General features: G+C 58.7%; 23 protein-coding genes and 1 pseudogene. 12 read left to right on the top strand and 12 right to left on the bottom strand.

The genetic code is table 11. The features are described from left to right. Positions 1–190 precede the first annotated feature (190 nt). From nadE to EV281_RS28855, 3 genes are read right to left on the bottom strand one after another with little or no spacing between them, the layout of a single operon-like run. Positions 191–1,021: an ammonia-dependent NAD(+) synthetase gene (gene nadE, locus EV281_RS28865; RefSeq protein WP_132658114.1), complete on the bottom strand. Its 831-nt coding sequence runs from the start codon at positions 1,019–1,021 to the stop codon at positions 191–193. Positions 1,022–1,052: 31 nt separating this feature from the next. Further along, positions 1,053–1,316, bottom strand: coding sequence for a hypothetical protein (locus EV281_RS28860; RefSeq protein WP_132658112.1), 264 nt, complete (start codon positions 1,314–1,316; stop codon positions 1,053–1,055). A gap of 34 nt (positions 1,317–1,350) precedes the next feature. Continuing rightward, the gene (locus EV281_RS28855) at positions 1,351–1,602 is read right to left on the bottom strand and encodes a hypothetical protein (RefSeq protein WP_132658110.1); all 252 of its coding nucleotides are present in this window, start codon (positions 1,600–1,602) and stop codon (positions 1,351–1,353) included. Positions 1,603–1,963: 361 nt separating this feature from the next. Here EV281_RS28855 and EV281_RS28850 point away from each other — a divergent pair, with 361 nt between their 5' ends. Next, positions 1,964–2,377 (top strand): CBS domain-containing protein, encoded by a 414-nt coding sequence (locus EV281_RS28850; protein ID WP_132658108.1) that lies wholly within the window; start codon positions 1,964–1,966, stop codon positions 2,375–2,377. A gap of 956 nt (positions 2,378–3,333) precedes the next feature. Then, entirely contained in the window at positions 3,334–3,834 is a 501-nt protein-coding gene (locus EV281_RS28845) for a ferritin-like domain-containing protein (RefSeq protein WP_132658106.1), read from the top strand. A 1,088-nt stretch (positions 3,835–4,922) separates the two neighbouring features. Here EV281_RS28845 and EV281_RS28840 read toward each other — a convergent pair. Continuing rightward, positions 4,923–5,543 carry a CGNR zinc finger domain-containing protein gene (locus EV281_RS28840; protein WP_132658104.1) on the bottom strand — a complete coding sequence of 207 codons (621 nt, stop codon included), beginning with the start codon at positions 5,541–5,543 and terminating at the stop codon, positions 4,923–4,925. Between the two features lie 59 nt (positions 5,544–5,602). Between EV281_RS28840 and EV281_RS28835 the strand changes: the two genes are divergently transcribed. Beyond that, positions 5,603–6,583 (top strand): EamA family transporter, encoded by a 981-nt coding sequence (locus tag EV281_RS28835; RefSeq protein WP_132658103.1) that lies wholly within the window; start codon positions 5,603–5,605, stop codon positions 6,581–6,583. Positions 6,584–6,909: 326 nt separating this feature from the next. Here the strand turns inward: EV281_RS28835 and EV281_RS28830 are convergent, their stop codons facing one another. Both EV281_RS28830 and EV281_RS28825 read right to left on the bottom strand, forming a co-directional pair. Next, positions 6,910–7,185 (bottom strand): hypothetical protein, encoded by a 276-nt coding sequence (locus EV281_RS28830; protein WP_132658101.1) that lies wholly within the window; start codon positions 7,183–7,185, stop codon positions 6,910–6,912. Between the two features lie 11 nt (positions 7,186–7,196). Beyond that, on the bottom strand, positions 7,197–7,496 hold the full coding sequence (locus EV281_RS28825; RefSeq protein ID WP_132658099.1) for a DUF982 domain-containing protein: 300 nt from the start codon (positions 7,494–7,496) through the stop codon (positions 7,197–7,199). A gap of 328 nt (positions 7,497–7,824) precedes the next feature. On the opposite strand from EV281_RS28825, the pseudogene EV281_RS31920 reads away from it, so the two are divergent. Both EV281_RS31920 and EV281_RS28815 read left to right on the top strand, forming a co-directional pair. Next, a pseudogene (locus EV281_RS31920) lies at positions 7,825–8,077 on the top strand (hypothetical protein); the annotation flags it as partial. 234 nt (positions 8,078–8,311) lie between these two features. After that, a complete protein-coding gene (locus tag EV281_RS28815; protein WP_132658296.1) occupies positions 8,312–9,457 on the top strand; it encodes an L-dopachrome tautomerase-related protein in 1,146 nt (381 codons plus the stop codon). A 128-nt stretch (positions 9,458–9,585) separates the two neighbouring features. Here EV281_RS28815 and EV281_RS28810 read toward each other — a convergent pair whose 3' ends face one another. From EV281_RS28810 to EV281_RS28795, 4 genes are read right to left on the bottom strand one after another with little or no spacing between them, the layout of a single operon-like run. Then, entirely contained in the window at positions 9,586–10,095 is a 510-nt protein-coding gene (locus tag EV281_RS28810; protein WP_132658097.1) for a hypothetical protein, read from the bottom strand. After that, entirely contained in the window at positions 10,092–10,580 is a 489-nt protein-coding gene (locus EV281_RS28805) for a TspO/MBR family protein (RefSeq protein ID WP_132658095.1), read from the bottom strand. Before EV281_RS28805 ends, EV281_RS28810 begins: the two co-directional genes overlap by 4 nt. Positions 10,581–10,640: 60 nt before the next feature. Further along, positions 10,641–10,865, bottom strand: coding sequence for a DUF378 domain-containing protein (locus EV281_RS28800; RefSeq protein WP_132658094.1), 225 nt, complete (start codon positions 10,863–10,865; stop codon positions 10,641–10,643). Between the two features lie 28 nt (positions 10,866–10,893). After that, positions 10,894–11,379 carry a fasciclin domain-containing protein gene (locus EV281_RS28795; RefSeq protein ID WP_132658092.1) on the bottom strand — a complete coding sequence of 162 codons (486 nt, stop codon included), beginning with the start codon at positions 11,377–11,379 and terminating at the stop codon, positions 10,894–10,896. Between the two features lie 161 nt (positions 11,380–11,540). Here EV281_RS28795 and EV281_RS28790 point away from each other — a divergent pair, with 161 nt between their 5' ends. From EV281_RS28790 to EV281_RS28760, 7 genes are all read left to right on the top strand, one after another. After that, positions 11,541–12,140 (top strand): XRE family transcriptional regulator, encoded by a 600-nt coding sequence (locus tag EV281_RS28790; RefSeq protein WP_132658090.1) that lies wholly within the window; start codon positions 11,541–11,543, stop codon positions 12,138–12,140. Positions 12,141–12,652: 512 nt separating this feature from the next. Next, entirely contained in the window at positions 12,653–13,600 is a 948-nt protein-coding gene (locus EV281_RS28785; RefSeq protein WP_132658088.1) for an AraC family transcriptional regulator, read from the top strand. A gap of 129 nt (positions 13,601–13,729) precedes the next feature. Next, entirely contained in the window at positions 13,730–14,383 is a 654-nt protein-coding gene (locus EV281_RS28780) for a nitroreductase family protein (protein WP_132658086.1), read from the top strand. 33 nt (positions 14,384–14,416) lie between these two features. Beyond that, positions 14,417–14,962, top strand: coding sequence for a peroxidase-related enzyme (locus EV281_RS28775; RefSeq protein WP_132658084.1), 546 nt, complete (start codon positions 14,417–14,419; stop codon positions 14,960–14,962). A gap of 43 nt (positions 14,963–15,005) precedes the next feature. Continuing rightward, entirely contained in the window at positions 15,006–15,713 is a 708-nt protein-coding gene (locus tag EV281_RS28770; RefSeq protein WP_132658082.1) for an NAD(P)H-dependent oxidoreductase, read from the top strand. Between the two features lie 69 nt (positions 15,714–15,782). Beyond that, on the top strand, positions 15,783–16,250 hold the full coding sequence (locus tag EV281_RS28765; RefSeq protein ID WP_132658080.1) for a DUF3788 domain-containing protein: 468 nt from the start codon (positions 15,783–15,785) through the stop codon (positions 16,248–16,250). 174 nt (positions 16,251–16,424) lie between these two features. Continuing rightward, on the top strand, positions 16,425–17,342 hold the full coding sequence (locus tag EV281_RS28760) for an NADP-dependent oxidoreductase (RefSeq protein ID WP_132658078.1): 918 nt from the start codon (positions 16,425–16,427) through the stop codon (positions 17,340–17,342). A 466-nt stretch (positions 17,343–17,808) separates the two neighbouring features. On the opposite strand, the gene EV281_RS28755 is transcribed toward EV281_RS28760, so the two are convergent. Both EV281_RS28755 and EV281_RS28750 read right to left on the bottom strand, forming a co-directional pair. Next, positions 17,809–19,101, bottom strand: a complete 1,293-nt coding sequence (locus EV281_RS28755; protein WP_132658076.1) for an Nramp family divalent metal transporter — start codon at positions 19,099–19,101, stop codon at positions 17,809–17,811. A 1,206-nt stretch (positions 19,102–20,307) separates the two neighbouring features. Next, the gene (locus tag EV281_RS28750; RefSeq protein ID WP_132658074.1) at positions 20,308–20,802 is read right to left on the bottom strand and encodes a hypothetical protein; all 495 of its coding nucleotides are present in this window, start codon (positions 20,800–20,802) and stop codon (positions 20,308–20,310) included. Positions 20,803–21,195 lie beyond the last annotated feature (393 nt).

The raw sequence follows: 21,195 nt of genomic DNA, 5'->3' as shown, positions 1-21,195 counted from the left end.
CTGTACGCTAGCGGACCAAAGCCACGCGGATCGTCCGCGTCGTTACGGACGATCGACGACGCGCGAGCAGCGGTGTCCTCGCTCGCTCCTAGATCATGAGACCTTCCCGGCAGCGCCTGGTTGGCCCCACACCTTCGCCAGCAGCCTGGGACAGGGCCGACAGGTCCTGCCTTGCCGCTGGCCGCAGGCCTCACAGCGAGTCGGGCGAATGGGGAAGCTGGCGCTTGTGTTCGCTTGCACGATAGGTTGAAAGAATTGTCTCGAAGGCGGCCTCTGAGACGGGCTGGCCTTCGAGAAAATCATCAATCTCACTGTAGGTCACGCCATAGACGTCTTCGTCTGGTCGCAGCGGAGCATCGGTCTCGAGGTCAGCGGTCGGAATCTTGAATACCAGATCGTCCGGTGCACCGAGATGGGTAGCGATTGCCCGCACGCGCCGTTTCGTCAGGCCGGCCAGCGGCACAATGTCCGCGGCCCCGTCACCAAATTTTGTAAAAAAACCCATGACGGCTTCGGCCGCGTGGTCCGTGCCGATGACAAGTCCGCGCGTCGTGCCGGCGAGCGCATATTGTGCGATCATACGCTGGCGGGCCTTGATATTTCCGAGGTGGAAGTCAAGCCGGCTTTGCACCATGAGGTCGGCCCCATCGCGCGTGATGGCATCGAGCATGGCATCGGCAGCTGGCTTGATGTCGACGGTTACGACCCGGTCCGGTGCGATCACCTGAAGTGACCTTTGGGCATCATCTTCGTCCGCTTGCCTGCCGTAGGGAAGGCGCACGGCAATGAAATACGCTTGGTAACCATGCGCGCGAAGATCGGCTGCAGCTTGCTGGGCAAGCAGGCCCGCTGTGAGGGAATCGACGCCTCCGCTGATCCCGAGCACCAACGCCCGAGAGGATGTCGCGCGGGTATAATCGGCGAGAAATTGCCTGCGACGGCGTGCCTCTGTGGCCGGGTCAAACTCGTTCGACACGCCGAGCCGCTCGGCAATCTGTCTTTGCTGATCGTCGATTGTCATACTCACCACACAGTTGAATGAAAGAACAGGCCTAGCTTCGCTCGACGAATTTGGCAAACCGGCTCATCTCGCCGTCTTTCGTCTCCTCCTGGTAAAGAAACTCCAGCTTGTTTTCGTCGAAAATCTGAAAGAACTCGTCCCAGTCGATCTCCTCGAAGGATTCTTCCTTCTCGCCGAAGTCGATACGGAGTAGCCCGCCCTTGCCTTTGGTGCGGATAACCGAGGGGCGTCCTTTTCGCGCCTCGACCCAGGCACGAATCGTCTTGTGATCGGTCGTCCGGTCAGAACTGCTCAATCTAGCCTCCTGTGGTTGCTGCCGAAACGCCCAATTAAATCTGTAGGAGCGGATGGTTTTTCTTCCAGTCTCGATAAGGGGCGAGGACCTGTCCCGGAAAACGGCGTTCGATTTCCTCCTCAACCAGCGCGATGCGCGAGAGAACTTGGTCGCGGCCGGCAACGTCCGCTTCCTCGCTGGCAATCTCCAGCTGGCGCATCATCGCGAAAACCTCCTCGATGCTCATAGCCGAAAGCTGCGATGCAATCTCTTCGACAGGCTTTGCCGACAGATCGGTGGCGGGCATACGCGTCTCCTTTTCGATTGGCACGGAACGTCGTTTCGACCGCATTGTTCCTCGCATCCGGACCAACAGGCTCGATCCCGGTTGCATCGCAGTTGAAAGGAACAGCTTTCGCTCATCTTCGCTGCTGCCACGTCGGTCAGCCACGATTGGCAGCCCAACGCAGGGCATGGATTCCGCCATTGACGTGGCGCCTGAGACTACGGCGAGGAAGGCCGGCAATCCGATCACAGGAACAAACTCGTCTTGAACCGGAACGAGCGCGCGACCGTGCGCCCGGCTGGCTTGGCGCATCGAACCTGCAACTTCGTGGAACCTCGAGGCCAGCGCGCAAGTTTGGCTTGAGTGTAAAAAGGAGATGAGCATGCTGGTGAAGGATGTAATGACAAGACAGGTAGTTACCGTTGCGCCCGATGCGAGCATCCGAGACGTCGCCCGGCTCATGTCCGAGATCGATACCGGCATCATTCCTGTCATTGAAGGCGACGTCGTTGGCATCGTGACCGATAGGGATATCGTCGTGCGTGCCGTTGCGGAAAGCATCGATGTCGGCTGCCCGATTTCGACGATCATGACAAGTGGGATTGAAAGCTGCCTGGAAAGTACGGAACTTCGCGAAGCGGCCGACAGGATGTCAGAGCTTCAGATGCGCCGGCTTCTGGTGTTCAGTGATGAAGGGATGATCACAGGAATCCTGTCGCTTGGCGATATCGCCAAACTGAATGAAGAGCTTGCCGGTGTTACGCTGGAAGAAATTTCCGACGACGAGGCGCGATAGCGGCTTGTGGTCTCGGACTCGATGGCGAGCCTGTGTTGCAATACGCTCGAGCACGCCGATCCCAGACAACACCGAGCAATTCCGCGAGGACGCGTGGCAGTCGCGATGCTAAAGGCCTGCCGGCTTCCGCTACGCTGGCAACCAGAGAAAGGCCCCCCGGCGAGAGTCAAACTGACGACCAGCCGACCTAAGGCGCTGCGGCTTGCGAAATGTTTTATCTGTGATCAGGGCTGACGGTCAGCGGCCCAAGACCGCGGAGGATAGCCGAACTCCGCGACCGCGGACCGGCCGTTCTGCACAGCATCGCTATCCCAACATTCGAGAGTCTCCTGGCAGGAGCGAACGTTGCGGTAGAGGGCCCTCTTGTTGTGCCAGACAGGTGCTCGATGGAGAAGACGACGATGCTGCTGTCGGCGCGTCCGTGGCAAGCGGAACTGCAAGGGTACGGCGACGTTGGTCATCCGATAAGGAGTCCATGCCATGAGAATATTCGGGAAGAGAGGCAAGATCGTGCACCCGTTTGAAGGAGCCCCGGCGCTTGCAGGCGCGCTCACTCCAGGAGTCCTTCCGGTTTGGAGGGTAAAGAAAAAAATCCTGCGCAAGATTAGCGCCGCCGAGGCGGCCCCGCAGACCTCCAGTTGCGCAGTTAGCTTTACGCACAATAGTCAGATCATCTCCGAACCCAGGCAATAAACTACCTCGTCAAGCGCTCCTCCTGTAGCGACGCCCTGGACAGTTGCTGGCTTCGATGAAGGAAGGGACGAAATGACTTCAAGTCTCAGCGCCAAACCCAGAGCATGATGAAGCTGCGATCCGTCCACTCCCCACAACAAGGTGGAATGCGCGGGCGAACTCGTTTCGGTCCGCCTTCGGACGGGAACATTGTCGTATCGCCCGCGTTGAGACAGGCTTTCGTGCGACGAGCACCATCAACACATTCAACAGGAGGAGCCCTCATGGCAACTGCGAAGACCCTCGATGACCTGTTTATCGATACTCTCAAGGACATCTATTTCGCCGAAAAGCAGATCCTGAAGGCTCTGCCGAAAATGGCGCGTGCAGCCCAATCCGAGGAGGGCAAAGCTGGCTTCATTCAGCACCGCGACGAGACCCAGGGCCAGATTGAGCGCCTAGAGCAGGTGTTCGAGCTGCTGGGCAAGCCGGCACGCGGCAAGACCTGCGAGGCAATCCAAGGAATCATCGCCGAAGGCGAGGAAATCATGGAGGAGTTCAAGGGCTCGCCAGCACTCGATGCTGGCCTTATTTCCTCAGCGCAGGCCGTCGAACACTATGAGATTGCGCGCTACGGCACGTTGATCGCCTGGGCAAACCAGCTCGGCCTGCAGGACGCCGTTCCATTGCTGAAGGCCAACCTGGCCGAAGAAGAAGCGACCGACAAGAAGCTGACACAGCTTGCGCAGGCGCAGGCGAATGCCAAGGGTCAGAAGGTCGCCTGAGGCTACGATGCGATCAGGGCCGCCGATAGGGCGGCCTTTTTTTGTTCAGAGGAGACTAAAAATGGCTAGATGATCATCGAAAGGTAACGCGGAGGACGGACACGATGTGCTGGCACACCGCCCAAGAGGCGCCGATCGCCGACGATCATAACATCTTGCGGGTGTGCGCCTGCGGAACGGCCTTGAGCGAGAACTGCCAGCGCGTCGAAAGCTCAGTGTTCTTAAGGTCGTGACCGTCGGATACAGAAGGTCGAAAGCTATCATCACGGACGCGCCGCCGCCGAACGATTGTTGCAGCAGCTAAGAATCCGAGCGCCCTCGCTCGTCGACGATCACGGCCTTGCCATCGAGGATCCCAGTGGCCGCGCTGCAGCTGCGGGAAACCGTGCCTCCAATCGTGGCCGCCGCGCGTCTGAATGCGAATGCCCTTCGGCTCTGTGTACGGATCGGGCAGCCATCCCACTTCACCTCGAAACCGGTTGCGGCCCTCTGGGCGGCTTTGGCTTCAGCACCGCAAGCCACAGTCAATGCGTGCCGGATGGGAAGTTTTGGCTGTGAAGGATCTCGCGGCTTGCGCGCTTGTCGGCGGAGCGCTTGTCATCCTGCAGGAGCGTTTTGACGTTGGCGGCTTTGCCATCTCGCCACTACATCAGCAAATGCTCCAAAATCCAACACCGGTCAAAGATGGTGGGAACAAACGGACATGCTGTCGGTTGAGACGTCGGGATCGCGCGATTGAAGTGTGCCCCTCAATCTCCCCTGTTCAAGCGTGCGGTCCCATCCTCCTTACCTCTACGGGAGGTCTGCGCCCTCACAAGTGAGGATCTGACCTCCCGTCCAACCTGTCCTCTTCTTCGCGCGAATAGGAGGCGACGATGAGGGTCAATTCAGATGGCAGTGCAACTGGCCCCGGTTGACGCCGCGTCGTTCTCCAATCTTACGGGGTGAGTACCTTAACGCCGACCTCTCCCATGAAAAAGATCCCGATCGCTTCCTGCGTTCCCAGGACGCGCTGCACATCGTAGTTCAGGGATCTGGTCGAACGCGCGGTCGACGTAGGATGAAAGCCGGAAGAGGTCCTGGTTGCGCTAATCAGCACGTGATCGCAAGTAATGCCGTCGCGCCTTCGCTCGATTTCCGCAGTCTCCCATCGAACACCACCGTCTGTTCAAAGCCCTGCTTTCGTCGATGAACAGCCATCCGCAGCCGCGCTCATCCTGGCATTGCCGCACTCGATGCGCCTTCGGGCCCGTCATGAGAGCCGCAGCCGAGGTGATGACGGGTCTCAGCAGATCGATGTCACTGGCCCCATCGATACTCCAGATGATTTCGCCCGCTTCCCCTTTAAGTCTTATTCCATCAGCGGATCGAGCCAGAAGTCCGTTAAAAAAATCGAACGCAGCGACTGGCGCAGGACGATTGGCCAAGCGCGCGACGAGCACTTCATAAATCGCCTCACGCAGCGCGATGATCGTCTCGTAGAGGCTGTCGGCCTCATCTGGAATGCGATGCCAGCGTTCGCGGATTGCCTCAAGATGCTGGCTATCTCCAGTCACATTGGCGGCCATCCAGCGCAGAAATGCGTGCGCGTCCGGAAGCCGCTCTTCCCGAGCCGCGCGCAGGCGCCAAGCTGCTGTGTTCACAAAGCTTATAGCCAGATCCTCTTTGGGGCCTCCCGCTTTCGCTTTGGAATTCATGCGCGTGCTCATGGAACCTAATATCCCGATCCTGGTTGTGTTTATAACCCTCTAAGAGGTTATAGTCGGCCATGACACTTTCAAGACCATACATCGCCATCGCTGCGGCGTTTGCAGCGATTTATCTCATTTGGGGTTCGACCTATCTCGCTTTGGCGCTTGGGCTGCAAACCCTGCCCCCGTTTCTTCTGATGTCCGCGCGCTGCCTTGTCGGCGGCACGATCCTGTACGGCTATGCGAGAATGCGAGGCGCGGCACTGCCATCGACCAAGATGTGCTCCATTGCGATCATGTGCGGACTTCTCTTTTTTGTCGGGTGTCACGGTGTCCTGGCGGAAGCGCAACAGCGGGTTCCTTCAGGTGTGGCAGCACTGCTGCTGGCAACAATCCCGCTCTGGATCGCACTTTTGCAGTTCCTTATTCCGGGAGGGAAACGCCCAACCGGCGTGGCCGGTGCGCTTCTGGTTCCCGGCGTCGCGGGTGTCGCACTCATTGCATGGCAGGAAGTCACTTCCGGCGGGAATACGATGCATCCCGTGGACGTGATTCTCCTGCTGGGAGCGTCCTTGTCTTGGGCAGTCGGTACCATTCTGTCGGAGCGTTATTCCTCCGAATTTGCCTCGACAGCCCTGGCAGGCCTCGAATTGCTCGCCGGCGGCGTTGCATTGCTCGCCATCAGCGCAGTCTCCGGCGAATTGGGAACGCTGAAATGGACGGAGATCTCCGCCGTCTCACTTGGGGGCTGGGCCTACCTCACCTTCATCGGCACGGTAATCGCCTTTTCCGCCTACATATGGCTCCTAAAACGGGTTGCTCCTGCCCTGGTCGCCACCTACACCTTCGTAAATCCGATCATCGCCGTTGCCCTCGGCTGGGCTTTTCTCGGCGAACGACCAACATCGCTCATACTTGTCGGCGCAGTCATGATCATCGCGTCGGTTGCCGGGCTCCTGCTGAGCGGCGCAAAATCTGCCAAGAACGATAAGCTATCATCCTCTGGCGAGCCGCAGCTATCTTCTTGCCGAAATGATGAAGGGCACGCAGGCATTTAAGGAGAGCTTGCCTGCCACAAATGCCCGATGACAACGATCATCTGAGTTGGTGAGATGATGGCATGCTTTGGGATCTGCTAGCGAGTGACCAACGCCAGGCACTTGAAGAGCGAAGCGAATCGACTTGAACCTGTCCCGCGAGAAACTGTGTTTTCAAGGCCTGGAGTCTGCCCGGTCCATTCAATCGCGTACCCGGACGGATGACGCCATTCGGCTTCCATCGCATGCGCTTGTCAACGTTTTCGCACTACCGCTCTTAAAAAGGTGTCAACCGGTGACCTGTTCGTTCCCCTGAAAAGCGCCGAATTCTTGCCAGAAGAGGGCACCTAGGCGCCGAAACGTCGATCAAGCTCTGTCAGTGCTGAGTCAATTTCATCTACGGTTACCGGTTTACTTGTGCCGGGCATGTAACGTAACGCCGGATTTGATCCGACGGCGTAGACGTCCGATATCCACGCCGCGAGGATGGTTCGTCGGTCGTCAGGATAAAGTGCAGAAGCGTTGACCACGTCTAGCGGGTGCGCGACATGCAACCCTTGGAGCAAGATCGCCGGACCCATTGCCACCGCATCGCTGGCAGCCTGCCGCAACATCTCGTGCATGTCTGGCCTGCTTACCGGACGTGCGGATCTCTGTCCCGCCGAAAGTGGGCGGCAACGCCGGGGCCCATCTTTGGCGCAAGTAAATCGTGCTTTTCGGCAAAGGCGGCGAACAAGCCACGCGCGGTCTCCGCTTCCACCTCGCCGCGCAATGCCGCGCCACAAGCCTTCAGCGCGATTGAGTGTGCGGCATCCCTCAACGAGGCAGGCCATTCTGAAAGGTATCGATACGCGTCCATAACACCGCCGACCTCAGCTGGAAAGCCAAGGCCGACAAGGATAGACACCGGCCGTTTGAACATGTCGGGTTTCATCGCTCTCTCCTTCCCAACCCGTAATATTACCGGGCGCCGCAAGTACGGCGTATATCGTTCGCTGATCGAGCGAGCCCGCTGAGCGTTCTCAAGAAGATTGAAGACGCGGTCGAAGCCGATGCTCGAGCGGAGGGCGTGTAGTCATGAGATGTTGCCATAGCCATATCCTCCTTGAAGCAACATGGGTACGCAAGTGCCGAAAGCGGCGCTCCCAGTAAAGGCCAGCCCCGTCATCAGCGGCTGGCGAAAATCGATTTGGTTTTCAGATTTCCGGATTCAAGAACCGAGTTGAGAAATTTTCAAGCCGGCGAGATGTCGCCGACAAGTGCGCGAGATGACTGACGTTTCCTATGGCTGGAACCGGCGAATACGGCAATCTCTAGTGCTCAGGGCGCCTTCGATCCGGCAAAGGTGGTGCGCGCAGCTCTGCAGGACGCGTCTCTTTTGTCGGCCTTCCGGCAACCACGGAAGCCATGATCGCCGAAAAGCCCAAGAAGGAAGGCGCACCCGTTATACCTACAGGCTTCGAAATGGACTTCTACCAATCAAGCCCGCCCGGTGGGCTACCTGGCGCCAGATAGCGAACGATCAAAGCCTCTGATGCAGGAGACGGAAAAGCTGAGCTCCTGACGGCGCGAATGAGATGTTTCGATCGTTCAAGCAGAAAAGCAGATGCGGCGGGGAATAAAGTGTCGAGATCTGCGATCGTCGATCGGGAGAGATTTCATTTTCCGGACGCGGGAACTTTCAAACGCGGGCGAGGTTCAAGGGCGGCAACGATCCGGAGCGGAGCTATGCCCAAAACATACTTTCGAATGAGCTCTCTGTCGGCCGCAGCTGCTGCTGTCGTTTTGTCAGCGCCGCCCGCCCATGCCCAGACCATAGAAAGGCTGACAAACAAGGCGAAGGAACTGGTAGCTCCTGTCGCCGGAAAGACCGATGACCGATTGCAGAAGGTCGCTATGTTCGAGCATCAGGTCACAGGGGTTACCGTTTCGGAGGATGGGAGGATCTTCGTCAACTTCCCCCGCTGGTCTGAAGACGTTCCAGTCTCCGTTGCTGAAGTGATGACGGATGGTTCAATCAGGCCCTATCCGAACGACGAGTGGAATGCGTGGCGAAACGCTAAGATGTCGGAACTTTCTCCGAAGGATCACTTCGTCACCGTGCAAAGCGTTGTTGCCGATGGCAGAGGTTCGCTGTGGGTCGTCGACCCGGCAGCGCCCAACAGCGAAAAGACGGTCAAGGACGGCCCGAAACTGGTGCAGATCGACTTGAAGACCAACGCTGTCAAACGCGTTTACCCAGTCGGACCCGATGTCGCCGGTCCGGCTAGCTACCTCAACGATGTGCGCATCGCTCCAGATGGGGCGTTTGCCTATTTCACCGATTCCGGCTCGCCGGGCGGTTTGGTTGTTCTCGACCTGAACTCTGGAAAGGCGTGGCGGGTTCTGAGTGACGATCCCTCCACCCAGTTCGAAAAAGGAGTGGTCGTCCATGTCGATGGCGAACCACTTCGCCGACCCGACGGCCGTCAACCGCAGTTCAACGCCGACAGCATTGCGCTTTCGAAGGATGGCAAGACGCTCTATTGGAAAGCGCTCACCGGAAATACGATGTATCGCATTTCAACCGAGGCATTGCAGAAAGCATCCCAGGATCCATCTGCGGCGAAACCCGAGAAGTATGCCGACACCGAGCCGACCGACGGATTGTGGATAGACGACAAGAACCGCATCTTTCTAAGCACTATGGAAAACGACGGCGTGAAGATCCTTGGGCCGGACGGGAAAGTCACCCCTCTGCTTCAGGACAGTCGACTACGCTGGCCTGATACGTTCGCTCAAGGACCAGATGGCACCATGTACATCACGGCATCACATATTCAGGATTCGCCCTGGTTTCATCAGGGTTGGACCGACGATTCGTTTTCGCTGTTCAAGTTCGCGCCGCCGGAATGACAAGTCGGAGAGAGCGACCTCGATCCCGCACCGGCACGCGCCGCCACATCCTCTGGATCGAAACGAATTTCCGATCTGATGCCCTGGCTGACGATTGGCGCCGCTTCAGCACAGCAGCGGCATAAGGGTCAAATTGAACGGCTGTCATATGCCCAATGCAGCAGAGCCTGGCGCTGACGCGGCCGGCACCAGCAGTCCCCAGGCCTGCAGGCCCGGCGAACCTGCGAGATATGGCGGCGAATGGCTTTCCAACGGGCGATTTGTCTCTCGTCCTCGCCAGGAATGCGACGCCCGTGGTAGTAGCGGCAGTACCACTGGAACCAGCCACGCGGATCGTCGGGGTATATCCATCCCTTGGCTCGCCAGACGCTGAGCGGTTGGCTGGCGTCGATACCGAACCAATTAAGTGACGGGTCTTTTCGCAGCGACGACAGGCGGGCCTCTGCAAACCAGCTCTTAGGAAATTCTTCCCGGCAATCGGTCATGTACTTGCCACCGAACACGCCGAGCGCGAGCATCTCGGCCGGTGTCAAGTCTGGCCGGAAATCGGGATGAAAGTCGCGGCCCATGGGCGCAACGAGAGCGTACCGGTAGCCTTGCTGCATTCGATCGTTCACGATGATCCACCGGGCTCTCATCGGACACCCTGCGATCGTAGTTGCGGGCGGTACCGCCGCCAGATGGAAAGGTTGAGTGCCGTCGCGAAGCTCACCCAGGCGAGGTAAGGCAAAAGCAGCAAGGCGGCGGCCGCAGTCACGGGGAAGAACATGATTATCGTCGTCAGGATCGCAGCCCAAAGCACGATGATCTCTACCGCTGCCAGCCCCGGCCGGTGAAGTGCAAAAAAGATCGGCGACCATGCGGCATTGAGCAGAAGCTGGACTCCATAGATGCCGAGAGGCAGTGCTCCATCGGCAATGCCCGCCTCAAGCCATACGAGCCAGCCCGAGAGCCCGATCAACGCATAAAGAACTGTCCAGACCGGTGCAAACAGCCAGTCGGGCGGGCGCCACCTTGGCTTGTCGAGCTGCTTGTACCAGTCGCCTGGTCTGAACATCACGCCGGTAGCTGCCGCAGTAAAGCTTGCGACCTCGAAGGCGACCAGCACGAGGAGGGAATGCATATCCATCCGCCAAACGATCGAGGGAACCGCCGGCGAAACAGGCGGTTCCCTTCGAAGGCCCTATCGGTTCTGGCTCGCAGCGAACCCGCCGGAGCCCATTGCAGAAAACAGGGGGACGATCTGCCATCCCGCCGATAGCCCGACCAGGATGTAAATGATCCTGGCGAACGCCGAGCCAGCCCCGAAGATGGCGGCCACGAGGTCGAAGCCAAATAGTCCGACCAGCCCCCAGTTCAGGCCGCCGATGATCACGAGGACGAGCGTGAAAATGTTGATGAACTTCATGGTTCTTCTCCAGATCGCGGACTAGGGCTCAGTGTTCAGGCGGCATCATCACCTGGTCGATGACGTGGATAACCCCGTTCGAGGCAGCAACGTCGGCAGCAATGACGGTGGCATCGTCTACCTTGACCGTGGAGCCGTCGACTTTGATGTCGATCATTTTGCCATTCACCGACTTCGCTTCATCGATCCCCGCAACATCCGCGGCCATCACCTTCCCCGCAACGACGTGGTAGGTGAGGATATCGGTGAGCTTTTGTCTGTTCTCCGGCTTCAAAAGAGTTTCGACCGTACCAGCGGGCAACTTGGCGAAGGCTTGATCGGTCGGCGCAAAGACCGTGAAGGGACCCGGGCCTTTGAGAGTGGCGACCAGGCCCGCCGCTTCGAGCGCGGTGGTTAGCGTCTTGAATTGACCCGCCTGCAAAGCGGTGTCGACGACGTCCTTCTCCGCGCCAAACGCGCTGACGCTGCTGCAAAGGGCGATTGCCGCAGCCAGTAAAAGGCCTTTCATTTTCATGGCATTTCTCCTCTCTGTGTGACGGTACGAGATGCACGCGGTATTTCATATGGAGATAACTAGTTTTCTTTCTACTCAAATTTTCGTGAGAAGAATGATAATTCTCTTGTGAAGAGAAGTGTGCTCGTGATAGTTTCTCGACATGAAAAGGAGTTTGCGACGTGCTCTCCGACACGCTGTCTAACGAGTTGCAGCGCTACGCGATCGGCCCCCGTATCAAGGCGCTGCGTCTGAGGAAGAAGCTGGGGCTGGTGCAGTTGGCCCAACACACCGGGCTCTCGCCTGCGATGCTGTCGAAGATCGAGCGCGGGCAGATGTTTCCAACGCTGCCCACGCTGCTTCGGATCGCCATGGTGTTCGGCGTCGGCCTCGATCACTTCTTCAGTGCCGAGAAGGAGGAGCCGCTCATCGCGATCGTCCGAAAAGAACAGCGTCTCAAACTTCCAAGCCGGCCGGGCGAAAAGCACCCGCCCTATCTGTTCGAAAGCCTCGACTATCCCGCTTCTGGCCGCCGCATGGAGGCATTCTACGCCGAGTTCCCGGTCGATGGGCCGCCCTCGGAGCCGCATCGACATGGCAGCGCCGAGTTCATCTACGTCCTCAGCGGTCGGCTTACAGTCAAAGTGGATGGCAAGGAGGCCGTGCTGGATGGGGGGGACGCCATATATTTCGACTCTAGCGTTGCGCACAGTTATCGCCGTGAAGGCAAGGAAATTGCGACCGCTATTGTTGTAACTTCTTCGTCGGCGGTCGTTGACTGAGTATTCCTGAAACTCATTCCATTGCACTACCAGCGTCGGTTTTCAGGTGGGAACCTGCGGGTAGGCAACGGCGGACTTGCGGGAGCAATCGAATGGTCCTGCCTTGCCGCTGGGGACGTCTGCTTCTGGAAGCGGCCAAGCTGCTCTCTCCGACCGAGTGTGACAGACCTTCGGCAACTGGTTCCCCCTACATCTCGCCGGAGCCTGCCCTCTCACAAGAAACTCAAGCATCGAGCGGTTTCGGGTCATTGTCGGAATCGACATATATGGCAAGGCCACAAGGGCCATAGACGAAGCTGGACCGACGGATGAGGGTCGGGCTGTGAGCGCGCCGCAGCACCTGTTTCTGTGTTGACGGCCTCGGCAGCCGCAGAACGAAAGGACCTGTTCCTTCAGGCGAGCCGGCGCGACCGTTGCGGCGCGCAGATCAGCCGTGGCGTGGCGCGGGCCACCCCGCTGACATCCACTGTGGAAGTAGTATAGGAGTTTGAACACAAGAATCTGCGTGTCCTATGTCTGAACTCGACTGGCTAAGCCATCTTCTGCAAATCATTACGGTGACCGGCCAGCTCGAGGTCCGCTGCGCTTACGGCGCGCCATGGCGGATTATGTGGAACCGAGCTGCTGCGAACGAAATCCCCTACCACGTCATCGTCAGGGGCCGGGCCATTTTTGAAGATCCGGAGGCAAGGACAACGCGGGAGTTGGGGAGCGGTGATATCGTGCTGCTACCGCATGGCGCGGCGCATGTGCTGCATGACGGTAGCGGACAAACGCCGGTTCCCACTCAGCAGCGGCAGGCTTCTGCCGGTTGGATGCTGAGCGAGAACGACAGCAACGGTGAGCAGCTCGACCTCTTATGTGGCCGATTTTTCATCGCACCTCCTCATGATCGACTGATCCGTACCTATTTGCCGCTGAATCTCGTTGCCCGAGCTGGCCACGGCAAAGACGGTGCCGCATCCGCAACCAACCAATTGGCCAGTCTCGTGGGCCTGATGCGAATGGAGGCCGCAGGCGATCGGCCGGGAGGACGCGCCGTGCTCAATGCGCTTTCCTCAGCGCTGTTCACGCTGGTGTTACGCGCGGCCAGTGAATCCGAGAAGGCCCCCGCAGGCCTGCTGGCCCTCGCCGGCCACCCGCGACTGGCTCCGGCCATTACGGCCATGCTCGCCGATCCGGCCAAGCCATGGAAACTGCCCGGTCTGGCGGACCTGTGCGGCATGTCGCGTGCCACGTTCATGCGCCACTTCCAGGACAGGCTCGGTTGCTCGGCCCTCGACCTGTTGACTGATTTGCGCATGAGCCTGGCGGCCAACGAGCTGAAAAAGTCGGGGATCAGCACGGAGGCCATCGCCGAAACGGTCGGCTATCAGTCCGTCTCGGCGTTCCGACGTGTGTTTGCCGAGAGAATGGGGATGACGCCAGGGGAATGGCGCCGGCTCGCGCAATCGGGCTAGATACGCGCTCCGTAGGATGGGCTCGAATGGTTGATCCTTTCGAGCAGCAGTTTGAGGAAATCCAGTCTCGAAATCATCAGCACTGGCCGTAATATCGGCTCCGTAATCACTTGATGAGGGAGCCACCCAATGAACTACATCAGCAACACACACCACGAATTGACGCCGACGAACCCCGTCATCGAAACAATTCTGAGCCGTAGTGCCGCCAAATATTACGACACTTCCGCCACACTGAGCGATGACCAGATCCGGGACCTGGTGCGCATCGGCACTTCGGCGCCCACCTCCTTCCACCTGCAGAACTGGCGCTTTATCGCCGTCCGGACGCCGGAGGCAAAGGCCCGCCTGCGTCCGATCGCCTGGAACCAGCCGGCGATCACCGAAGCCGCCGTCACCTTCATCATCGTCGGTCGGTTTGCAGATGCCAGCACCGTGCCCGCTCGTTTGGCGCCGGTGGTGGAAGCAGGGATCATGCCGGCGCACCTGGTGCCGGAATGGGAGGCTCCCGCGCGCAGCCTCTATGACAATCAGCCCCAGCGACAGCGTGACGAGGCGGTACGCTCGGCGACCTTCGGTACCGCAGCGATCATCTATGCAGCTCGCTCGCTGGGCTTTGGTTCGACGCCGATGATCGGCTTTGACGCAGAGGCCGTGCATCGCGAATTCGGGCTGGCTGAAGACGAGATCCCGGTCATGCTCTTGACCGTGGGACCGGAGCGGGCCGGCAACTGGCCGCAAAAGCCGCGCCTTCCCCTCGCCGACGTCCTGTCCTTCGCATAACCCTCGACCTGATCAACATTCATGGAGACTATCATGGCCAGAACCCGCGTTCTGACGCCGGAAGAGATACCGGCCGCATCCAAGCAGACCCTCGACGCTTTCACCAAAAACATCGGGTTCACCCCGAACATGATGGCAGCCTTCGCGCAAAGCCCCATCGCTTTCAACGCATGGGCTGCCCTGCTCGGCTCACTGAGCAAAACGCTAGACGTCAAGACCCGCGACAGCATCGGGCTTGCCGTCTCCGAAGTGAACGGCTGTAATTATTGCCTGACGGTTCACAGCTTTACCGCCGAACATATGGCCAAACTGCCGGCGGACGACATCATCCTCGCCCGAAAAGGGCATGCAAACGATCCGAAGCGCGATGCTGCCGTCCAGTTTGCGCGCAAGGTCATCGTGACCCGAGGGCAGGTCAGCGACGCCGATCTGAAAGCCGTCCGCGATGCCGGTTACACCGATGCGAACGTCATGGAGATCGTCGCCCTGGTAGCCATGTACTCACTGACGAACTTCTTCAACAACGTCTTCGATCCCGACAAGGACTTTCCCGCCGTTGCTCCGGCCGGCGCGATCTGAGTCCGCAATTATCGCAACCTCATGAAGCTGTTGGATCAATCCCATGAACATTCTCCATATCGATAGCAGCCCGCGTCAACAGTCGCACAGCCGGCAGCTTTCGGCGGCGATCGTCGAAAGGCTTCTTCAGGTCGCGCCAGGCGCTGACGTCACCAGGCGTGACTTGGGATCGGAACCCCTCCCCCAGACCACGGCCCTTTACGCTGCCGCGTTGGCGTCGCCGGCAACTTTGGCCGCCCCGCCGGTCGGTTCCCTGGATCTTTCAGAATTGCTTATCCGGGAAGTCGAGGCGGCGGATGCAATCGTCATCGGGACGCCCATGCACAACTTGAGCATTCCATCGGTCCTCAAGGCATGGATCGACCAAATTCTGCGCGTCGGCCGCACCATGACGTCAACGCCTGCTGGCAAGGTCGGAATGCTCCGGGACCGTCCGGTGTTCATCGGCGTGACGTCTGGGGGCTTTTTCACCGGCAAGCGAGCCAACCAACCGGACTTTCTGACGCCCTATCTGTCAGTTGCGCTCAAATCCATCGGGCTGAAGACCCAGCAATTTCTCCCGCTTGAAGGCACTGCGTTCCTCGACTGGAGCCAGGCGTCGTCAGCGAGGGACAAGGGCCTCGCCTCTCTCGACCTCACCGCCGTGGATCACCTGCGGAAAACCCAAGATCAGCTCGCAGCGCCCTCACGCGCGGGCAGTTGGTATCGAGACCACCCCTCGCTCCGGCAGCTGTCGCCAGGAGCATGTTGAGGACCCAGAGTTCCTGGCATCGCCATCTCCACCCGTCGGCGCAGCCCGAAGATGAACAAGAGGTTTCAGATGATTCAACATACAGCTAAACTTCCCCAGAAAGGCGACAGGATGATCGAAAGATCCGGGCCTCCCGATGACGCCGCTGTCCACGAATGGATCGGACCCGAGGCATTCGGACATTGGACCAAGCTGCGCGACTGGATCGACGAATTCTACCCGGGGGTTTTCGTGCCCGACTGGCTCTACGGCGGCAAGAACCGGGGTTGGTCCCTGCGCTACAAGAAGACCCGGGCATTCACCACTTTGGTGCCGGAATACCGGCTCCTTTCAGCCCTCGTGGTGATGGGCCGAGCAGAACGCGAGAGGTTCGAGGAGCGGCGTTATGTCTGGCGTCCGCAACTGGTCAAGCTCTACGACGAAGCCAAAACCTACGTCGACGGGAAATGGCTCACTCTTGGCATCTCGTCTGAAGATGATCTGCAAGATGTGGTCGAGCTTTTGACAATGAAACGCCCCCCGCCCCCGCGCCAATAAGGGTCGGGGAGGTGTTGGACTGCCGTTATGAGGCAGCTCCAAAGAGACCCAAGCAGATGCCGTCAGCATCACATCGTAAGCCGTAATAAGTGCCATCGGGAGGCAAGGAACCCGTAACTGCCAGCGCGAGAAGAAAAACCGCGTCTATGCAACAAATATTAGGAGATCATGATCATGAAAGCGATCGTAGCCACTGATGAAGCCAAAGGAACGGCAGGCATGACCGTCGAAGTGCGGCCCGAGCCGCAGGCGGCGATTAACGACGTCATCGTTGAGGTCCACGCGTCGGGCTTCGTGCCGACCGAACTGACCTGGCCCTCCACCTGGACCGATCGCGTCGGTCGCAAGCGGGCACCGTCGATTCCCGGCCATGAGTTCGCCGGAGTGATTACCGCTCTCGGCTATGGCACGAGCGGTCTGTCGGTGGGGCAGCGGGTATTCGGCCTTACCGACTGGTATCGCGACGGCACTCTGGCGGAATATGCGGCTGTCGAGGCACGCAATCTTGCCCCGCTCCCGGGTGACGTCGACTTCACAGTCGGAGCAAGCCTGCCGATTTCGGGTCTGACGGCATGGCAAGGACTGTTTCAGCATGGCCGCCTCCAGGCAGGCCAAAGCGTTATTGTGCATGGTGCCGCCGGTGCGGTCGGTGCGATTGCGACGCAGCTCGCCCGCGAATTCGGAGCCTATGTCATCGGTACCGGCCGCGCTCATGACCGTCAGAAGTCGCTCGACTTTGGCGCGCAGGAATTTCTGGACCTCGATAACGATAGACTGGAAGATGTGCGCGGTGTCGATCTGGTGCTTGATGTCATCGGCGGCGACATTCAGAAGCGTTCAGCCGCGCTGGTACGAACCGGAGGAACGCTGATTTCCATCGTTGGTCCGGCCGAAGCGCGACCGGTCGATGGCTTGGCGATCGACTTCGTCGTCGAGACGGATCGTGCCCAATTGCGTGAGATCGTCCAGCGGATACGTGATGGACGCCTGAGGACGAACATCGGCAATGTCTCAACACTCGACAATGCCATTGCGGCATTCAACCCGATTGAACGGCGAACAGGCAAGACGATCATCGACATCCGGCCGTGAAAGAACTTAGGCGCCGAGACGGAGAACATGACGAGACCCAGCGACCGTCTATCGAGATCCCGACGGCCGGAGCAACAACTCAGGCCGTCATTCAGCGACATACCTCCAGACGCGCGTGCGAGGCGCTCGCCACGGCAGGTCGCCTATCCTCTCAAACAATCTGACAGGTGAAGGGGATCGACCTTCGACCGGTCCCTTTCAAGCATCAGCTATTGGTTTTGATTGACAGCTTGGGGGGGAATATCCACCTGAAGCGGACCAGCTGCATTCTCAGTAAAATCACCATCCATTGCTGGGGTCGCACTCGACGTGGGGATGAAACCAGTTCCAGCAGAGGTGAGAGCTACGCATCCAATCGTGAAATCTCGCTGCCGCTAGCCGCTCATTCGCTTCCTCGAAAATGGTTAGCCAAAGAACCACAAGCCGCGAGCAGCGCCTGCACGGGAACGCAGTGTCAGCAGACAGATTAGAGGAACCAGGTGACGACGAGCCCGGCACTTGCAGCAAAAATAACTGCTGCCGTTACACAGCCCAGTACGTTCATGGCCCTGGAATTCACCTTGTCGCCCATGATCTGCCGGTTGTTGGTCATCAGCAGGATCAAGAAAAGCAGCGGCGGCGTCGAAAAGCCCTGCACGATGCCCGACCATACGAGAGCTCTCATTGGGTTGAAGCCCAAAAAGTTCAGCGCGACCGCAATGAGCGTGACAAGTCCGATGATGATGTAGAACATCGGCGCCCGCCCAGCCTTCGCATTGAGGCTGCCTTTGATCCCGAAAGACTGCGCGAGATCGTAAGCAGCCCCCGTCGTCATCACCGGCACGGCCAGAAAACCGACGGAGACGATTCCAGCCGCAAACAAATACCCGGCAGCGTCGCCAGCAATAGGTTTCAAGGCTTCGGCCGCCTGTGCGGCTGTTCCGATCTCGGTCTGGCCGTTCGCATGCAGGGTCGAGCCGGTCGCAAGGATGATGAAGTACATGATCAGATTGGAAAATGTCATGCCGACGAGGATTTCGCGGCTCGATTTTTGAAGATCGTCATCGCTCGCCCCCTTTCGTTCTTCAACAGTTGCCTTGCCCTCGGCGATCTCTTCTTCAACCTCCTCATTGGATTGCCATGTGTAGAGGTACGCAGACAGTGTCGTGCCGATGATAGCGGCAACAATGGCGAGGAACTCCTTGTTGAATTCGACCGTTGGAACAAATGATCCCTTAAATGTTGCGAGGAAGTCAGGCTTTGAGAGAACCGCTGCGCCGGCATAGGCCAGCAGCGTCAAGGCCAGCCATCTGAAGATGCGGCGGATCAAGTCATAGGAGCCGAAAACCTGGATAACGAGAAGAATGGCGGCGACGGCCACTACGATAAGCGGTATGGGAACCGGCACCAAGATGTTGATCGCCGCCGCCATGCCTCCGAGATTGGCAGCTGCCTCGATCGTGTTTCCGATGACCACGCCGAAAAGAACAGACCATAACAGCCACCTTGGATAAAAATCCCGGATCGCATGAAAGAGACCGCGACCAGAGACCTGACCGAGTTTCGATGATAGATATACCACTGTAAACATCATCGGCAGCGTGACGGGTGCCGTCCATAAAATGGCGGGTCCGAATTGCGCGCCGGCGCTGGCATAGGTGCCGATTGCGGAGGGATCGTCGTCCGCAGCGCCGGATATGATGCCTCGGCCCAGGATTCTCCCGAGACCGCTCTTCTTGCTCTGGGAGGCGGGTGATCTCTTGAGGTCGGCTTCTGTCACGATGGCATATTCTCCGTGCGGGTTCCGCTGCTGCGGACGCGTCGCACACAAACTGCCATGCGCCGAGACAGTTCCCACGCGAATCCCGGCCTCGTCTCAAGTGGGCAAATCACCCTTCGTCGGAACCGACGTATCAGCGTCTGGAGACGGCGTGGTGGTTGCGACATCGTTTTTATATTCTTCTCAGCGCAGCGGTCGATCGTCTAATGCCGATAGCCCGCATGAACAGACACGTATCCACACGCCATCGTCTCCTGAAATCGATCATGCCCACCGGGCCCAACCCTATGTCGATGAAGATTGCGCCGCGGCAACGTATGGCGCCGAAATTTTGCGCGTTAGGATTGCAGCAACCGCTGGCAGAATGCCTGCGTATAGGCCCGCAGCCGGTCCATGACCCCGCGGCAATCGCCGCCTGCCTGGCTCTCCATACGGAGCAGCCGCAGCAGAGGGCTCGTTCACGCGCAAACCGGCCGGATCGAGATCTGCAGGCGGTTGGGCCCGTGCACGGCCGCGAGCATAAGGCCGCGCGAGACGGCACATGGATACGTCCTGGGAACGCTGGACAGGAGGTTCGATGCTTCCTCCATTCCGCCAATGGTCATTTCATTCCGCACGGCGCCTGCCCCACCTGGGGGCTATTCGTCGCGTGCACTCTCCGAGAAGGCGCGGGACTTTGGTCCGATTGCAGCCCCCTTTCAGTCCGCTATTTGCTGTTTTGCTGACAACTCCAGTGTCCGCACGAAAGGGGTGTTTTTCCCTGGGACCGGGAACCACCCTTTTCGGTTCTTGTCGAGGCCGTCGTCGGCCTCAGTTGGTGTTTTCGCTATCGAACGCGCCGATAATTACCCTATCGCATAGACTCGCCCAGTAAAAATGCGTACTCTTGGCCCATCATCAGCAGTTCTGAACCGTTGGCGCTGATGGCCGAGTGTTTATACGTGCACCCGCTGACCGAACAGGAAAGGGTGCAATGTGCTCCGGCAATCCCACTCGACGACTATTTCCACTCTGAACAGACTTACGCGCCGCTACGTCAAGTCGGATGCAGACGCCGCTCGTCTTGCGGAACGTGCGCTTCGAATGATCTCAGATGATCCTACCGTCCTTGATGGCCCTAATATCGACGCGGCGCTGTTTCGTCTCGTGCACAAGATCGCAAAGGAAGGTTTTTCCAAATCGAGCTTTGACCATGGACAATAGCAATCAACTGAGAAGGTGAGATCGGCCGAGCAATCTGACCGCCGTGTCTTTAAGAACGTCCACGGTGCTCAAGGGTGCCTTCCCGACAATGGCAGCATTTTCCAAAAGTGTCGCAATCTTGTCGGCGGCCGCCGAATCGCCCGGAATTGGATAAACCCGCGCAGGGTCACGCAGTTGCTCTATCAGCTCTTTTATGTCGTTGACCATGCGCGCCTGAACTATGGCGTCTCCCCGATGTTCCCATTGAATCACCCCTAGATTTGCAGAGGGCTTCTTTTCCTTGGTTTGACGTAAAGAAGGCTTCATGGGCAAAGCGAATTTCAGGGACGATTTCGAACGTGAAAGCGTCTTTCGAACCGCTGGAGGCGACGGCAAGTCGCCTGCCTCTTTCCTAATCTTACTACCGACCACCATTAGGAGGTTCGCCGTCCGCGATTGGAGTGCAACAATTTCCCGCGGCGAACGCATTGGGTCGGCCGCGCTGTCGAGCTCTGCCATTTATGTCGTCTGAGCTGAAAATGGAACCAAACGATGCTATCTCAGAAGCAAGCGGACCAAAGACGTTCGAAGCGTTGCGAGAGCGCACCTTAGGTCGGGGCGACGAACGGCACCGCGTTAAACAACGGGACAACCCTCATTAAGCTTTTTGATAATCTAGGCGTAAGACCTTGGTCCGAGGCCAGTTCTCGCTGACGTAATATTCTGTCTTTTGGGGAAACCACACGCGTGGCTTGGTGGGCGCGCCGAGACCATTTCAAAGGAGCGTCAGGATGTCTTACCCGAAAGAACAGAATCAGCCGCGCAATGCCGCGCGCAGACATTTTCTAGGTGTTAGTGCGGCCACCGGTGCCAGGCTTGCCGGCTTGGCAGCCTTGGCAACGGCAATTTCCA

Origin of the sequence: Rhizobium sp. BK418, from assembly GCF_004341105.1 — a bacterium.
In the GTDB taxonomy this organism is placed as follows: Bacteria; Pseudomonadota; Alphaproteobacteria; order Rhizobiales; family Rhizobiaceae; genus Rhizobium.
This window is presented reverse-complemented; position numbering and strand designations above follow the sequence as displayed.

Excerpts from the sequence above, each read along its gene's own strand:
- EV281_RS28780 (WP_132658086.1), top strand. The coding sequence starts at position 13,730 with ATGAACTACATCAGCAACACACACCACGAATTGACGCCGACGAACCCC.
- EV281_RS28775 (WP_132658084.1), top strand. The coding sequence starts at position 14,417 with ATGGCCAGAACCCGCGTTCTGACGCCGGAAGAGATACCGGCCGCATCC.
- EV281_RS28815 (WP_132658296.1), top strand. The coding sequence starts at position 8,312 with ATGAGCTCTCTGTCGGCCGCAGCTGCTGCTGTCGTTTTGTCAGCGCCG.
- EV281_RS28840 (WP_132658104.1), bottom strand. The coding sequence starts at position 5,543 with ATGAGCACGCGCATGAATTCCAAAGCGAAAGCGGGAGGCCCCAAAGAG.
- EV281_RS28750 (WP_132658074.1), bottom strand. The coding sequence starts at position 20,802 with ATGGCAGAGCTCGACAGCGCGGCCGACCCAATGCGTTCGCCGCGGGAA.
- EV281_RS28795 (WP_132658092.1), bottom strand. The coding sequence starts at position 11,379 with ATGAAAATGAAAGGCCTTTTACTGGCTGCGGCAATCGCCCTTTGCAGC.
- EV281_RS28830 (WP_132658101.1), bottom strand. The coding sequence starts at position 7,185 with ATGCACGAGATGTTGCGGCAGGCTGCCAGCGATGCGGTGGCAATGGGT.
- EV281_RS28835 (WP_132658103.1), top strand. The coding sequence starts at position 5,603 with ATGACACTTTCAAGACCATACATCGCCATCGCTGCGGCGTTTGCAGCG.
- EV281_RS28770 (WP_132658082.1), top strand. The coding sequence starts at position 15,006 with ATGAACATTCTCCATATCGATAGCAGCCCGCGTCAACAGTCGCACAGC.
- EV281_RS28845 (WP_132658106.1), top strand. The coding sequence starts at position 3,334 with ATGGCAACTGCGAAGACCCTCGATGACCTGTTTATCGATACTCTCAAG.
- EV281_RS28825 (WP_132658099.1), bottom strand. The coding sequence starts at position 7,496 with ATGAAACCCGACATGTTCAAACGGCCGGTGTCTATCCTTGTCGGCCTT.
- EV281_RS28765 (WP_132658080.1), top strand. The coding sequence starts at position 15,783 with ATGATTCAACATACAGCTAAACTTCCCCAGAAAGGCGACAGGATGATC.
- EV281_RS28810 (WP_132658097.1), bottom strand. The coding sequence starts at position 10,095 with ATGAGAGCCCGGTGGATCATCGTGAACGATCGAATGCAGCAAGGCTAC.
- EV281_RS28850 (WP_132658108.1), top strand. The coding sequence starts at position 1,964 with ATGCTGGTGAAGGATGTAATGACAAGACAGGTAGTTACCGTTGCGCCC.
- EV281_RS28805 (WP_132658095.1), bottom strand. The coding sequence starts at position 10,580 with ATGCATTCCCTCCTCGTGCTGGTCGCCTTCGAGGTCGCAAGCTTTACT.
- EV281_RS28760 (WP_132658078.1), top strand. The coding sequence starts at position 16,425 with ATGAAAGCGATCGTAGCCACTGATGAAGCCAAAGGAACGGCAGGCATG.
- EV281_RS28785 (WP_132658088.1), top strand. The coding sequence starts at position 12,653 with ATGTCTGAACTCGACTGGCTAAGCCATCTTCTGCAAATCATTACGGTG.
- EV281_RS28855 (WP_132658110.1), bottom strand. The coding sequence starts at position 1,602 with ATGCCCGCCACCGATCTGTCGGCAAAGCCTGTCGAAGAGATTGCATCG.
- EV281_RS28800 (WP_132658094.1), bottom strand. The coding sequence starts at position 10,865 with ATGAAGTTCATCAACATTTTCACGCTCGTCCTCGTGATCATCGGCGGC.
- nadE (WP_132658114.1), bottom strand. The coding sequence starts at position 1,021 with ATGACAATCGACGATCAGCAAAGACAGATTGCCGAGCGGCTCGGCGTG.